Source organism: Pseudomonas jilinensis (assembly GCF_003586265.1).
GTDB classification, from domain to species: domain Bacteria; phylum Pseudomonadota; class Gammaproteobacteria; order Pseudomonadales; family Pseudomonadaceae; genus Halopseudomonas; species Halopseudomonas phragmitis.
Map to the genome: position 1 here is coordinate 39,127 of NZ_QJSA01000007.1, position 14,000 is coordinate 53,126.

Sequence of the window (14,000 nt, forward strand, 5' to 3'; positions counted from 1 at the left end):
CTTCAATAGGCCTGCCGGTAGATGGCCAGGGCGTCGGCCTCGCTGACTTCACGCGGGTTGTTGATCAGCAGGCGCTGCTGCAGCATGGCATCGCGAGCCAGCATCTCCAGGCTGGACTCGGGCACGCCGGCATCACGCAGGCGGCTGGGCAGGTTGCAGCGTGGGCTGAGCTCGCTCAGGGCGTTGACCAGCTGCTCGGTCTGGCTGGCAGCGCTGCCGGGTTTGAGATCGGGCACCAGCAGTGGTGCCAGTTCGGCGTACAGGTTCTGGGCGGCCGGGGCGTTGAAGGCGATCACGCTGGGCAGTACCAGGGCGTTGGACAGGCCATGAGGAATATGGAAATGCCCGCCCAGCGGATAGGCTAGGGCATGGACCGCCGCGACCGGCGCGTTGGCGAAGGCCTGGCCGGCGAGCAGGGCGCCGAGCAGCATGGCCTGGCGCGCTTCGCGGTTGCTGCCGTTGTGAACCGCTTGGTCGAGGTTGGCGGCCAGCAGGCGCAGGGCTTCGCGGGCGAGCATGTCCGACAGCGGGTTCTTTTTCAGTTTGCTGGTGTAGGCCTCGATGGCGTGGACCATGGCATCAATGCCGGTGGCGGCGGTGACTGCCGGCGGCAGGCCCAGTGTCAGTTCGGCGTCCAGCACGGCCAGGTCGGGCAGCAGAATCGGTGATACCACACCCATCTTGGTGGTTTCTCCGGTGGTAATGATGGCGATCTGGGTGACTTCCGAGCCGGTGCCGGCGGTGGTCGGGACCTGAATCAGCGGCAGACGCTGGCCTTTGGCGTTGCCGACCCCGTAGATATCGGCCAGTTGCTGCTGGCAGTCGGGGTGAGCCAGCAGGGCGATCAGCTTGGCCACGTCCATCGAGCTGCCGCCACCAAAGCCGATGATCAGCTCGGCGCGCAGTGCCTTGGCCTGTGTGACGGCGGCCAGTACCACGGCTTCCGGCGGATCGGCGATCACCTGATCGAAGACTTCAACGCTCAGCCCGGCCTGGGCGAAGCCAGGCAGTACGCCATTGAGCAGGCCGTGCTGGGTAATGCCTGGGTCGGTGACGATCAGAATCCGCTGGGCATTACGTTCACGGCACAGCTCGGCCAAACGGCTGGCCGAGCCGGATTCGCAGAGAATCTGGGCGGTGGTGGCAAAGCTGAACGGTGTCATGGGGCCCTCGGCTGCACTGAGACATTTGGCACAACTGTATGAGGCCTGCGCCATGGCTGCAAGGGTTACAGCCCATGCTGGATGTTGTGAATGGCGGGCTATGTAACGGTCAGGGCCACTGGATTGCCGTATCTGTGGATTGCCGTGCTCGCAATGACGATGGTGGGGCGTGGGATGGCTCAGAGAAACCGTTGCAGCAGGTCGTTGAGGAACAGTCGGCCGCGTTCGGTGGTGTGCAGTTGTTGTTGCCAGGGTTGCAGCAGGCCGCGAATCACGGCGTCGTCGAGCTGGTTGGCGATGCTGTCCAGCGTCTGGCCGGTGCGTTCGCTGTACCAGGCGCTGGGTACGCCGTCGACCAGGCGCAGGGCGTTCATCAGAAAGTCGAAGGGCAGCTCGTCGGGCTCGAGCAGTCGGTGCCCGGCGCGGAAGCTTTTGTCCGGATTGAGGTAGTCCTTGGGCAGGCGGGTTTTCCAGTAGCGTTCGATCCGCCCGTCAGGGTGGGTCTGCTTGCCGTGGGCGCCGGCGCCGATGCCAATAAAGTCGCCATACTGCCAGTAATTGAGGTTGTGCCGGGCGCGGCGCTGGGCGCGGGCGTAGGCGGAGACCTCGTACTGGGCGTAGCCGTGTTCGGCCAGCCGGGCCTGGCCGGCTTCCTGGATGTCCCAGAGGATGTCGTCCTCCGGCAGCTGCGGCGGCTGGCTGTAGAACACGGTGTTGGGTTCCAGGGTCAACTGGTACCAGGACAGGTGTTCAGGGCCGAGGGCGATGGCCTGGTCGATGTCGGCCAGGGCCTGCTCCAGGCTCTGATCGGGCAGGCCGTGCATCAGGTCCAGGTTGAGATTGTCGAACCCGGCCCGGCGGGCCATGTCGACTGCGGCCAGGGCTTCACGGTGATCATGAATCCGGCCCAGCGCCTTGAGGTGTTCGGGGTTGAAGCTCTGAATGCCGATCGACAGGCGATTGATCCCGGCGCTGCGATAGCCAGCGAACTTGGCCTGCTCGAAGGTGCCGGGGTTGGCTTCCAGGGTGATTTCTATGTCACTGGCAAACCGCAACCGGGCGCTCATTGCGTTGAGTAGTCGCTCCAGGCTGGCAGCCGAGAACAGGCTGGGGGTGCCGCCGCCGAAGAAGATCGACACCAGTTCACGGCCTTGAACGGCTTCCCGTTCCTGATCCAGATCGTCGATCAGTGCGTCGATGTATTCGGCTTCCGGCAGGCTGGCGCCGGCGGCATGCGAGTTGAAGTCGCAATAGGGACATTTGCGTACGCACCAGGGAATGTGTACGTACGCCGCCAGCGGCGGCGTCACGCCAGCCCCAGCCGCTGGCGCAGCAGAACCATGGCCCGGGCCCGGTGGCTGAGCCGGTTTTTCTGCTCGGCCGGCAGTTCGGCGCTGCTGCATTCGGTTTCCGGCACCCAGAACAACGGGTCGTAACCAAAGCCCTGATCACCCCGCGGGGCGTGCAGGATGCGTCCGCGCCAGTGGCCTTCGCAGAGAATCGGCAGCGGATCGTCGGCATGCCGGACCAGCGCCAGGGCGCAGATGAACTGGGCGCCACGCTGTTCATCGGGCAGGCCGTCGAGGGCAGCCAGCAGTTTGCGGTTGTTGGCGGCATCACCGGCGCCATCGGCATAGCGGGCCGAGTAGATGCCCGGTGCGCCGCCCAGGGCGTCGACCGCCAGCCCGGAGTCGTCGGCCAGCGCCGGCAGGCCGGAGGCGCGGGCGGCGTGGCGGGCCTTGAGAATGGCGTTTTCGACGAAGCTCAGGCCGATCTCATCGGCTTCCTGATCGGTGAACTGCTTCTGCGGCAGCACTTCTATCTGGCTGCCGAGCATGGCCTGCAGTTCTTTCAGCTTGCCGGCGTTGTTGCTGGCCAGAACCAGTCGGGTCAGGGGCAGTACATCAGTCATCGGGATGGAAATCCTGCTGGAAGCGCACGCTATGCACCGGGGAGTTGTCGTCGGCCTGCACCTGGACTTCAAAGCGCAACAGGCCGCGCTGGGCGGCGGTGTAGTTGGCAACGAAGTAGACCGCGTCGCCTTCCTGGATGCGGATGAAGTTCAGCGGCGTGATCTGCTGAATCAGGTTGGTCACGGTGCCGCTGATCCGCGCGTCGACCGGCTCGCCATTGCGCTGCACGGCGATGTTGACCACCCCGTGGGTGCGGCCGCGAACCAGCCCGGCACTGCGTGCAATCTCTGGCTGCAGGAAGCTGCTGTTGAAGGTGTTGTGGTAGACCGTCAGGTCACCGACCTGCTGGCTCTGGGCCCAGCTCAGGGATGAGAGGCTCAGTAAAAAAGCGCAGATGAGGGTGCGTAATATCATGGCCACATACTCCTTGCTTAACGGGTAACCCGGTAGATCGCGACTTCACCCAACAGGTTTGGCCACAGTCCGCTGAACCAGCGGCTTTGGTGGGTCTGGTCGACGACCAGACGATCAAGCACCTTGATCGAGCGCTGACGGCACAGGTCTTCGAAGTCCTTGAAGGTGCAGAAGTGAATGTTGGGTGTGTTATACCAAGTGTAGGGCATGAACTCGGAAACCGGCATGCGTCCCTTGAGTCCCAGGTACAGGCGGCAGCGCCAGTGGGCGAAGTTGGGGAAGGTCAGGATCGCCTCGCGGCCGATACGCAGCATGTCTTCCAGCACCCGGTCGGGGTAGTGCACAGCTTGCAGGGCCTGGGTCATGACCACGCTGTCGAAGCTGTTGTCAGCGAAGTTGTCCAGGCTCTTGTCCATGTTCTGCTCGATCACGCTGACGCCCTGGCGCACGCAGTGGGCGATCTTGTCAGGATCGATCTCCAGGCCATAGCCCTGGACCTGCTTGTGCTGGTTCAGGTAGTGCAGCAGTTCGCCGTCACCACAGCCCAGGTCGAGTACCCGGCTGGCCGGCTTGATCCATTGCTGGATGATTTCCAGGTCGGCGCGCAGGCTCATGGGCTCACCTCGATACGGTTCATGTAGCTGCTGAAGGCGTCGATGTAGCGTGGAATCGGCAGCAGGAAGGCGTCATGGCCCTGGGCTGCTTCGATTTCCAGATAGCTGACCGGCTTGCGCGCGGCCAGCAGGGCGTCGACGATCTCCCGCGAGCGGGCCGGGGAAAAGCGCCAGTCGGTGGTGAACGACATGATCAGACACTGGGCCTGCAGTTGCTCGAAGGTTTTCGCCAGGTTGCCAGCGTGGGCTGCGGCCGGGTCGAAGTAGTCCAGCGCCTTGGTCATCAGCAAGTAGGTGTTGGCGTCAAAGCGTCCGGAAAACTCCTGACCCTGATAGCGCAGATAGCTCTCGACTTGAAATTCAACGCTGTTGAAGTCGTAGTTGAGCTGGTCGTTGCGCAGTTCACGACCGAATTTCTCACCCATCGAGTCGTCCGACAGGTAGGTGATATGACCGACCATGCGCGCCAGCATCAGGCCGCGCTTGGGAATCACCCCAAAGGCGGCGTAATCGCCGTTGTGAAAGTCCGGGTCGGTGATGATCGCCTGGCGCGCTACTTCATTGAAGGCGATGTTCTGGGCCGACAGTTTGGGCGCAGTGGCGATCGCCACGCAGTGGCGCAGCCGCTCGGGATAGCTGATCGCCCACTGCAACGCCTGCATGCCGCCAAGACTGCCGCCGACCACGGCGGCCCACTGGCCAATGCCCAGCACATCGGCCAGGCGGGCCTGACTGTTGACCCAGTCTTCCACGGTCATGACCGGAAAGCTGGCGCCGTAGGCCTTGCCGGTGGCCGGGTCGATGCTGGACGGGCCGGTCGAGCCGTGACAGCCGCCCAGGTTGTTGAGACTGACGACGAAGAAGCGGTTGGTGTCAATGGCTTTGCCCGGACCAATGCAGGCATCCCACCAGCCGGGCTTGCGCTCTTCGATGCTGTGATAGCCGGCAGCATGGTGATGGCCCGACAACGCGTGGCAGATCAGCACAGCGTTGTCACCGGCGCTGTTCAGGCTGCCGTAGGTTTCATATACCAGTTCGTACTGCGCCAGCGCCTTGCCGCAAGCCAGCGGCAGGGGCTCGGTGAAGGCCTGGCGCTGGGGCGTCACCAGGCCAACGGAGTCGGCGGGAAATCTGGACATCGGGAACCTGTTCCTGTGTGAGTTGCTCGCTGAGAGTGGCAGGCGACCAACGATAGAGGCGCCAGTCTAAAGAGGGTGACTGGCGGACGCAATATTAGCCGTGGCTGATCCCAAGCTCTGCGGGAAACTGCTGCGGGGCTATGATCAATACCCGTTTCTGGCGGCTTTGCTGGCCGCTGAGCAGGCTGACCTGTTGCCGGGGTACGGCGAAGGCCTGGGCCAGAAACTCGATCAGCATGGCGTTGGCCTTGCCGTCCACTGGCGGGGCGCTGATGCGGATCTTCAGCCGTTCGCCATGTAACCCGGCAAACCCTGGCTGTTTGGCTCCGGGTTGCAGGTGGCAGTCGAGAATCAGGTCGTTGTCGCGCCAGTGGTAGAACGGCATGGCTCAGTTCCTGTGTGCTGCGCTACCGTCATTGCGAGGGCCGTGGGTCTGTGGCTCGCAATGACGGTGGGGCGACAGCGTCTTACAAGGCCAGGGTCAGTCCGCGTGGCATGCCGGTAGCGATTGCCAGGTTGGTGACCACCAGCATATCGACCAGACGCAGGGCGATGAAGCCGAAGATTGGTGACAGGTCCAGGCCGCCAAGCGAAGGGATGATCTTGCGGATTGGTGCCAGGATCGGCTCGCAGATCTGATGCACCAGAATTACCGCCGGGTTGTGGCTGCCCTGGGCGACCCAGGACAGGATCACGCTGGCGATCAGGGCGAAGAAGAAGATCTTGATGAACAGTGCCGTTACGCCCACCAGCGACCAGACCAGCATCTGCAGTACGCCGGGCAGGGCAGCGCCCATCAGCTTGATGATCAGGCCGATCAGCACCAGCTGTACCAGCACGGCCAGTACCAGCGAGGCGAAGTCGATGCCGGCAAAGCCGGGGATGGCCTTGCGCATCGGGGTCAGCAGCGGGGCGGTGGCGCGGACGATGAATTGTGACAGCGGATTGTAGAAATCGGCACGCACCAGTTGCAGGATGAAGCGCAGCAGTACGACCAGCAGGTAGAGGCTGCCGAGGGTCTGGACCAGATAGACGGCGGCCATGTTCAGTCCGTTCATGAAAGCTCCTTAGGCGAGTTCTTTGGACAGTTCGTCGGCGCGTCGGGCGCAGGCTTGCATGGCCCGTTCGACCATGGCCGGCAGACCGTCGGCGGCAAAGCTGTTGATGGCCTGTTCGGTGGTGCCACCCGGCGAGGTGACCCGGCGGCGCAGTTCGGCCACATCGACATCGCTGTGCACGGCCATGTCGGCGGCGCCCAGGGCGGTGAACAGGGTCAGGCGTTCGGCGGTTTCGCGTGGCAGGCCAAGCTGCTGGCCGGCGGCGATCATCGCTTCCATCAGATAGAAGAAATAGGCCGGGCCACTGCCGGATACCGCGGTGACGGCATCGATCTGGCTTTCCTGCTCCAGCCACAGGCTGATGCCCACGGCGTTGAGGATATCTTCGGTCTGTTGCTTTTGCGTGTCACTGACCAGAGCATTGGCGTACAGGCCGCTGACCCCCTGGCGGCGCAGTGACGGGGTGTTGGGCATGCAGCGTACCAGCGGACCGTCGCCCAGCCATTCGGCCAGACTGGCGCAACTGATGCCGGCGGCAATCGAGATCACCAGTTGGCCGGGCTTGCGTTCGGCCGGCAGGGCACGGCAGACCTGCTGCATGACCTGCGGCTTGACCGCCAGCACCAGCACATCACACTCGCGGGCCAGCTCGGCGTTGTCGGTGGTGGCGCGGATGCCGAACTGGCGGGCCAGCTTGTCGCACTGCTCGGCGGTGCGGTCGCTGGCCATGATCCGGGCTGGCTTGAAGTTCTGCTGCAGCATGCCGCCGATCAGGCTGGTGGCCATGTTACCGGCGCCGATGAATCCGATGGTCGGAGCGCTCATGGAGTTATCCTTGCACGTGAGGTGAATGGGAGTAGTCGCGGGCCCCGAACAGGGCCGTGCCAATCCGGACCTGGGTCGCCCCCTCCTGAACCGCTTCGGTCAGGTCGTCGGTCATGCCCATCGACAGGGTATCCAGGGGCAGCGGTAGCGCTTGCAGCGCCTGGCGCAGAGCCTGTAGCGGGGCACGCCGGGCGGCACTGTCCTCGGCTGGTGCCGGAATCGCCATCAGCCCGCGCAGACGCAGGTTGGGCAGCTCGGCAACGGCGGCGGCCAGAGCCGGCAAGTCGGCCAGCGCGACGCCGGACTTGCTGTCCTCGCCACTGATATTGACCTGCAGGCAGATATTCAGCGGGCCACGCTCTGTGGGGCGTTGCTCGGACAGGCGTTTGGCGATCTTCAGCCGGTCGACGCTGTGTACCCAGTCGAAGTGCTCGGCAATGGCGCGGGTCTTGTTCGACTGGATCGGGCCGATGAAGTGCCAGGTCAGTGGCAGGTCGGCCAGCGCCTCGATCTTGTCCAGAGCTTCCTGCAGATAGTTCTCGCCTACGTCGTGAATGCCGGCGGCCCAGGCCTCGCGAATGTCGCCGGCCGGGCGGGTCTTGCTGACCGCGATCAGGGTCACCCCGGCCGGGTCGCGCTCGACACTTTTTGCCGCACGGTGAATGCGTTCACGTACGTTTGCAATATTCTTTGCTATCGTGGACATTACGGACGTTTATTACCTGCCAAATCAGAAAAAGGGCCTGTCGGCATTCTACATGCTTGCAGGATGCAATGGGGAACCCTATGGACATTACCGAACTGTTAGCCTTCAGTGCCAAGCAGGGCGCGTCTGACTTGCACTTGTCGGCTGGATTGCCGCCGATGATCCGGGTTGATGGTGACGTCCGCCGCATCAATGTGCCGGCCATGGAACACAAGCAGGTTCATGCGCTGATCTACGACATCATGAACGACAAGCAGCGCAAGGACTATGAAGAGTTCCTTGAGACTGACTTCTCTTTCGAAGTGCCCGGGGTCGCCCGTTTCCGGGTCAACGCCTTCAACCAGAACCGGGGCGCCGGGGCGGTGTTCCGGACCATTCCGTCCAAGGTGCTGACCATGGAAGAACTGGGCATGGGCGAAGTGTTTCGCAAGATTGCCGATGTGCCGCGTGGGCTGGTGTTGGTGACCGGGCCGACCGGCTCGGGTAAATCGACCACCCTGGCGGCGATGCTCGATTATCTGAACGTCACCAAGTACCAGCATATTCTGACCATCGAAGATCCGATCGAATTCGTTCACGAATCCAAGAAGTGCCTGGTCAACCAGCGTGAGGTGCACCGCGATACCCTGGGGTTCGCCGAAGCTCTGCGCTCGGCTCTGCGTGAAGACCCGGACATCATTCTGGTTGGTGAGATGCGTGACCTGGAAACCATTCGCCTGGCGCTGACCGCTGCCGAAACCGGTCACCTGGTATTCGGCACCCTGCACACCACCAGCGCCGCCAAGACTATCGACCGGGTGGTTGATGTGTTTCCCGGCGAAGAGAAGGCCATGGTTCGCTCGATGTTGTCCGAGTCGCTGCAGGCGGTGATTTCCCAGACCCTGCTCAAGAAGATCGGCGGTGGCCGGGTGGCAGCTCACGAGATCATGATCGGCACGCCGGCGATTCGTAACCTGATCCGCGAGGATAAGGTGGCGCAGATGTATTCGGCGATTCAGACCGGCGGCAATATCGGCATGCAGACCCTGGACATGTGCCTGAAGGGGTTGGTCGCCAAAGGACTGGTTACCAAGGAATCGGCCCGCGAGAAGGCCAAGATTGCAGAAGGCATCTAAGGATGCCGCTTACAGGTCGCCGGAGCATTAGCACTGGCCTATTGAACGAGGGAAGTCATGGAGTTTGAGAAGCTGCTGCGCCTGATGGTCGAAAAGGGTGCGTCCGACCTGTTCATTACCGCTGGCGTGTCGCCGAGCATGAAGGTGAACGGCAAGATCCTGCCGGTTACCAAGACTCCGTTGTCGCCCGAGCAGACTCGGGAAACCGTACTCGGAGTGATGACCGAAGCCCAGCGCCGCGAGTTCGCCGAAAAGCGCGAATGCAATTTCGCCATCAGCGCCCGGGGCATTGGTCGCTTTCGGGTCAGCGCCTTTTATCAGCGCAACCTGGTCGGCATGGTGTTGCGGCGGATCGAGGTCAATATCCCGACCATCGAGGAGTTGCGGCTGCCGGAGATCCTCAAGAAGCTGGCGATGACCAAGCGCGGACTGGTGATCTTCGTGGGCGCCACCGGTACCGGTAAGTCCACCTCGCTGGCGTCAATGATCGGGTATCGCAACAAGAACTCCAGTGGCCACATCATCACGGTCGAAGATCCGATCGAATTCATTCACCAGCACCAGAACTGCATCGTCACTCAGCGCGAGGTCGGTATCGATACCGACTCGTTCGAGGTGGCGCTGAAGAACACCCTGCGTCAGGCTCCGGATGTGATTCTGATCGGTGAGGTGCGCAGCAAGGAAACCATGGAGCATGCGGTGGCCTTTGCTGAGACCGGTCACCTGTGTCTGGCGACCCTGCACGCCAACAACGCCAACCAGGCGCTGGATCGGATCATTCACTTCTTCCCCACCGAGATGCATCAGCAGGTGTGGATGGACTTGTCACTCAACCTCAAGGCCATCGTTGCCCAGCAGCTGATCCCCACGCCGGATGGCAAGGGTCGGCGTGCGGCCATTGAAGTGTTGCTCAACACCCCGCTGGCCGCCGATATCATCCGCAAGGGTGAGGTACACGAACTCAAGCCGCTGATGGCGCGTTCTAACGAGCTGGGTATGCAGACCTTCGACCAGGCGCTGTACAAGCTCTATAGCGCTGGCGAAATCACCTATGAGGATGCGTTGTTGCATGCCGACTCGGCCAACGACCTGCGGCTGATGATCAAGCTGGGTTCGGAAACCGATGGCAAGCATCTGATGCAGGACACCAGCGAGTTTACCCTGACTGTCGAAGAGGACGACCGCCGGCGCTGAGAGGCGCCGGGGCTTACAGAACGTCTTCGGTGACGGCTGAGCTGGCTCGGTTGCGACCGCTGCGCTTGGCTGCCAGCAGGGCGCCGTCGGCGCGATTGATGGTGTCCGAGTAGCTGTTGCCTGCCAGGTGTTCGGCCAGGCCGACGCTGATGGTGACCGATACCGATGCCGTATTGACCCGCACGGTCAGCCGCTCCACGGCCTGACGCAGCCGCTCGAGTACCTGGCTGGCGGTGCCTTGATCAGTTTCCGGTAGCAGCACCAGAAACTCTTCACCGCCCCAGCGCCCGCACAGGTCATGTTCGCGAATCTCAGCGTCCAGCACCCGGGCAACCTCGACCAGTACGTTGTCACCGATTTCATGGCCGAAGTGGTCATTGATCAGCTTGAAGTGGTCGATATCGATCATGGCGATGCTGAATGGCCGGGTATAGCGGCGAAAGCGTTCGCTTTCTTCCTTGAGCCGTTCGACCAGCAGCCGCCGGTTGGGCAGCCCGGTCAGGGCATCGTGGGTCGAAGCTTCCTGCAGGGCCAGGTTCAGATCGCGCATCATCTGCTGATAGCGGTCAGAGATGCGCGCGACCTTTTCCAGTTGCCGCAACTGTTTGTTGACCCGCTCGGCCAGGCTCTGCTCCTTTTGCTTGGCCAGGCTCTGGTAGGCATCGGAGATCCGGGCAATCCGTTCCAGCCGGCGCACGAGTTCCTGATGAGCATCCCACAGTTCACTGAGTGTTTGATGCAGCGAGGTGTCCTGGTGCTCGGAATCGGCCAGCAACTGACTGATCCGGGTTTCGAGTGGCGGCGACTTGGTCTGGGCCATGGCTTCAGGCCTGCGGGCTGGGAATGATCTCGAACGGGAAGCTGCAGTCTTCCTTGAACTCCTCGGCCAGTTCGGCGACCCGCTCGTTGCGCTGGTCGTAGTACCAGTTGACGGCTACGGGCTTGTGCTCCTGATGGGCAACTTCGAGCAGGTCGAAGATGTCCATCATCGCCTTGATGCTGCTGGTGTTGAGATACAGCAGGTTCAGTTCCAGGCTAAGTGGGCGTCCGCCTTCGGCCAGAAAACGCTCGATCCATTCAAAGATCTGGTTGAACAGTTCGTAGGAGTTTTCCGGGTAGGAGTCGCCCTGCATGAACAGTCGGCCGGTGCTCCATTCGGTGCGGATGTCCGGGGTGGATTGAGTCCCGGCAATCGTGATATCGGTCATGGGGGTTGATTCTCGGATATTCAGATGACGGCCCGCAGGCTGAAAAAAGCTTTGCCGTTATCGGCCGGCTGCAACGCTGCCTTTAGCGGTTCGCTGGACTTGCGGGCGATGTCGATCAGACCCAGGCCGGCGCCGCTGCTTACTTCGGCATCTCGCGGGCGGCGCAGCTGCTCCTTGTAGGCGGCCTTGAGCTGAGCCTTGTCGAGCAGACCAAGCGCTTCGATGCTGTTGACCAGAACCTCGCCATCAGCGGCCTCGATCAGGTTGCCGGAGGACACCACGTAATGGCCGTTGTCGTCACGCGAGACAACCACGGTGGCGCTGGCGTCCTGCTCGCTCCAGCCGCGGTCGCGGGTGTAGTGGCGGATGTTCTGGGTCATTTCGATATACACGGCAAATACGTCCATGGCCGCCGAGGGGTGGGCATGGTCGGCGGCCAGATAGTTGCGCAGGGCGTTGCCGATTTCCTCGATCAGGCTGCGGGAAATGGGCCCGTTGAAGCAGAGCATGATCTGCTGGCGGTTGAAGGTTTCGCGCATGGCGAACAGGTCGATCATGGACATGGAAGCTCCTGCTGGGTCAAACAATAACCACCGTGCAACGCCTTGTAACATGAACTCATGGCTCAATCAAAGCGGAAGCATAGCATGGTGATGTCGTCGCGCTGTGGGTAACTGCCCTGGTAGGCGGCCAGGGTTGCGCTGAAAGCGGCGCTTTGCTGCTCCAGTGGCAGACAGGCGTGCTTGCGCAGCATCTCGGCAAACCGGCTGTTGCCGAAGCCAAAGCCAAGCTCGCCGCCAGCCTGGTCCAGGAAGCCGTCGGTGCACAGATAAAAGGTGCGGCCACTGAGCAATTCCGTTTCAGTGTTGTGGTACTGGCCTTGGCGTTTGTCGACCAGCGCCCGCCGCCCTCCGGGTAGGTGTTCGACCCGATTGCCATCACTGAAATACAGGGCGATTTTGGCACCGGCAAAGGTGACTTTGCGTTGATCAAGGTCAACGAAGGCTAGTCCGACATCCATATTGGTCGCCAACGAGCTGAATTCCGGGGTGTCGCCCAGCATGTTGCGCACGATCTGATCGGTGCGCTGCAAGACTGCGGCCGGGTCCTGCGGGCCACAGTCGCTGATTGCCTGATCCAGTGCAGCGTGGGCCAGCATGGTCATCAGTGCGCCGGGTACGCCATGGCCGGCGCAGTCGACTACGCCCAGGAGGTAGTGCTGACCCAGGTTACGGAAAATGTAGAAGTCGCCGCCGACCACATCGCGAGGGCGCCACAGCACCGCGTGGCGATCACCCAGGGTATTGACCAGTTCGCGATTGGGCAGAATCGCCCGCTGGATCAGGCTGGCGTAGTCGATTGAGTCGCCAATTTTCTTGTGGGCGTTGGCCATGTCGCGGTTGGCTTCTTCCAGCGCGCGGGTGCGCTCCTGAACCCGGCTTTCCAGTTGCTGGGTATTTTCCCGAACTCGCGCGGCCATGCTGCCGAAAGCGCTGCTGAGTTCGCCGATTTCATCGTTGCGGGCCTTGGGCAGACGTACATCGTAGTTGCCGGCGGCCAGTGCCTGGGCGCTTTGCCGAAGCTGGCGCAGTGGCCGCAGCAGCAGGCGTTCGGTGCCCAGTGCGAACAGCAGTACCAGTGCCAGGATCAGGCCAGCCAGGCCGATTACCAGCGGCCACAGCCACTGACGGTTGATTACCTCGGCGGTATTGAGATCGACCGCGTTGACCACATGCCAGCCCAGCTCCGGGATAAAGCCCAGCGCCAGCAACTGTTCACGGCCCTGCAGTTGCAGACGCAGGGTCTGGACCTGGTCGGGCTGCTGTTCGGCCTGCTGCATGGCCTGGCGCAGGCTCTCGGCCTGGTCGGCGCTGCCCAGCAGACTGAAGACCAGCGATTCGGGTTGGGCCGCGCCGTCGGCACCGGAGTTGAGGGCGATCAGCTCGGGATTCTGGTGAGCCTGAATGGCGCCGTGGCGGTCGAGGATCATTGGGCTGACCCCGGCCAGCTCGCTGGCGATGAAATCGCTGATGAAGTTCGACAGATCAATGCCCGAGCCGGCAATGCCGATGATTTTGTGGTCATTGCGGATCAGCATGTTGAGCCAGACCCGGGTGGTATTCATCTGCGGGTTGCTGTCGACGTTGATGTTGTAGTCGCTGGTTGACTCCAGGGTACCGAAGAACCAGCGATCATCGGGATTGTCCGGGCTCATTCGGTAGCGGGGCTGATCGCTGAAACTTTGGTCGCCGCCGTTGAAGTAGTAGTCCAGGCTATTGGTGTTGACGATGAAATAGGCGTGGTCGCGGAAGGCCTGGCGATAGCCTTCGGCTTCGCGGAAAAACAGGCTGTGTTTGTCCGGATTCTGCTCATCGAGCAGCCACTGACGGGTGACTTCGGAGTTGGCGAAGCGCAGGGACAGAGCCAGTTCGCGGGAAATCGGGGCAAAGATCCGCTCGCGGTTGAGCTGGGTGGCGTTGCGCGCATAGGCCTCGCCAAAGTGCTGGTGAATGCCTTTGAGTGCCTGGCCGCCGATAAGTAAAGCTGGCACCAGAGCCAGTAGGCAGGCCAGTACCAGGGCCAGGAACGATTTGGCACGTAATCCGAAGGCAGCCATGATGCGCGGAATCCTTGCAGGTGCGAGGCCGGGC

16 protein-coding genes are annotated in these 14,000 nt (G+C 62.3%); 2 read left to right on the forward strand and 14 right to left on the reverse strand.

The features are described from left to right. Window positions 1-2 precede the first annotated feature (2 nt). The 10 genes from C2846_RS08970 to C2846_RS09015 form a co-directional block, all read right to left on the reverse strand. The gene (locus C2846_RS08970; RefSeq protein ID WP_119701277.1) at window positions 3-1,163 is read right to left on the reverse strand and encodes an iron-containing alcohol dehydrogenase; all 1,161 of its coding nucleotides are present in this window, start codon (window positions 1,161-1,163) and stop codon (window positions 3-5) included. 179 nt (window positions 1,164-1,342) lie between these two features. Then, window positions 1,343-2,566, reverse strand: a complete 1,224-nt coding sequence (gene hemW / locus C2846_RS08975; RefSeq protein ID WP_119701278.1) for a radical SAM family heme chaperone HemW — start codon at window positions 2,564-2,566, stop codon at window positions 1,343-1,345. Continuing rightward, window positions 2,470-3,075: an RdgB/HAM1 family non-canonical purine NTP pyrophosphatase gene (rdgB, locus tag C2846_RS08980; RefSeq protein WP_165443797.1), complete on the reverse strand. Its 606-nt coding sequence runs from the start codon at window positions 3,073-3,075 to the stop codon at window positions 2,470-2,472. Before rdgB ends, hemW begins: the two co-directional genes overlap by 97 nt. Then, entirely contained in the window at window positions 3,068-3,490 is a 423-nt protein-coding gene (locus C2846_RS08985) for a DUF4426 domain-containing protein (protein WP_080049152.1), read from the reverse strand. Before C2846_RS08985 ends, rdgB begins: the two co-directional genes overlap by 8 nt. A gap of 17 nt (window positions 3,491-3,507) precedes the next feature. Next, the gene (gene metW, locus C2846_RS08990) at window positions 3,508-4,098 is read right to left on the reverse strand and encodes a methionine biosynthesis protein MetW (RefSeq protein ID WP_080051639.1); all 591 of its coding nucleotides are present in this window, start codon (window positions 4,096-4,098) and stop codon (window positions 3,508-3,510) included. Window positions 4,099-4,100: 2 nt separating this feature from the next. After that, on the reverse strand, window positions 4,101-5,243 hold the full coding sequence (metX, locus tag C2846_RS08995) for a homoserine O-succinyltransferase MetX (RefSeq protein ID WP_080049153.1): 1,143 nt from the start codon (window positions 5,241-5,243) through the stop codon (window positions 4,101-4,103). A gap of 94 nt (window positions 5,244-5,337) precedes the next feature. Continuing rightward, window positions 5,338-5,628, reverse strand: coding sequence for a DUF167 family protein (locus C2846_RS09000; RefSeq protein ID WP_119701279.1), 291 nt, complete (start codon window positions 5,626-5,628; stop codon window positions 5,338-5,340). Between the two features lie 82 nt (window positions 5,629-5,710). Continuing rightward, window positions 5,711-6,301 (reverse strand): YggT family protein, encoded by a 591-nt coding sequence (locus tag C2846_RS09005; protein WP_080049155.1) that lies wholly within the window; start codon window positions 6,299-6,301, stop codon window positions 5,711-5,713. Between the two features lie 9 nt (window positions 6,302-6,310). Then, window positions 6,311-7,126, reverse strand: coding sequence for a pyrroline-5-carboxylate reductase (proC, locus tag C2846_RS09010; protein ID WP_080049156.1), 816 nt, complete (start codon window positions 7,124-7,126; stop codon window positions 6,311-6,313). 4 nt (window positions 7,127-7,130) lie between these two features. Beyond that, window positions 7,131-7,832 (reverse strand): YggS family pyridoxal phosphate-dependent enzyme, encoded by a 702-nt coding sequence (locus C2846_RS09015; protein WP_119701280.1) that lies wholly within the window; start codon window positions 7,830-7,832, stop codon window positions 7,131-7,133. 80 nt (window positions 7,833-7,912) lie between these two features. Between C2846_RS09015 and C2846_RS09020 the strand changes: the two genes are divergently transcribed. Continuing rightward, the gene (locus C2846_RS09020) at window positions 7,913-8,947 is read left to right on the forward strand and encodes a type IV pilus twitching motility protein PilT (RefSeq protein WP_080049158.1); all 1,035 of its coding nucleotides are present in this window, start codon (window positions 7,913-7,915) and stop codon (window positions 8,945-8,947) included. Between the two features lie 57 nt (window positions 8,948-9,004). Beyond that, entirely contained in the window at window positions 9,005-10,141 is a 1,137-nt protein-coding gene (locus tag C2846_RS09025) for a PilT/PilU family type 4a pilus ATPase (RefSeq protein WP_080049159.1), read from the forward strand. A 13-nt stretch (window positions 10,142-10,154) separates the two neighbouring features. Here C2846_RS09025 and siaD read toward each other — a convergent pair whose 3' ends face one another. The 4 genes from siaD to siaA all read right to left on the reverse strand — a co-directional run bounded on the left by siaD (window position 10,155) and on the right by siaA (window position 13,966). Next, the gene (gene siaD, locus C2846_RS09030; protein ID WP_119701281.1) at window positions 10,155-10,961 is read right to left on the reverse strand and encodes a biofilm regulation diguanylate cyclase SiaD; all 807 of its coding nucleotides are present in this window, start codon (window positions 10,959-10,961) and stop codon (window positions 10,155-10,157) included. 4 nt (window positions 10,962-10,965) lie between these two features. Further along, the gene (gene siaC, locus C2846_RS09035) at window positions 10,966-11,349 is read right to left on the reverse strand and encodes a biofilm regulation phosphoprotein SiaC (RefSeq protein ID WP_080049161.1); all 384 of its coding nucleotides are present in this window, start codon (window positions 11,347-11,349) and stop codon (window positions 10,966-10,968) included. Window positions 11,350-11,369: 20 nt separating this feature from the next. After that, window positions 11,370-11,912, reverse strand: a complete 543-nt coding sequence (gene siaB, locus C2846_RS09040) for a biofilm regulation protein kinase SiaB (RefSeq protein WP_080049162.1) — start codon at window positions 11,910-11,912, stop codon at window positions 11,370-11,372. A 62-nt stretch (window positions 11,913-11,974) separates the two neighbouring features. Continuing rightward, a complete protein-coding gene (gene siaA / locus C2846_RS09045) occupies window positions 11,975-13,966 on the reverse strand; it encodes a biofilm regulation protein phosphatase SiaA (RefSeq protein ID WP_119701282.1) in 1,992 nt (663 codons plus the stop codon). Window positions 13,967-14,000: the final 34 nt, after the last annotated feature.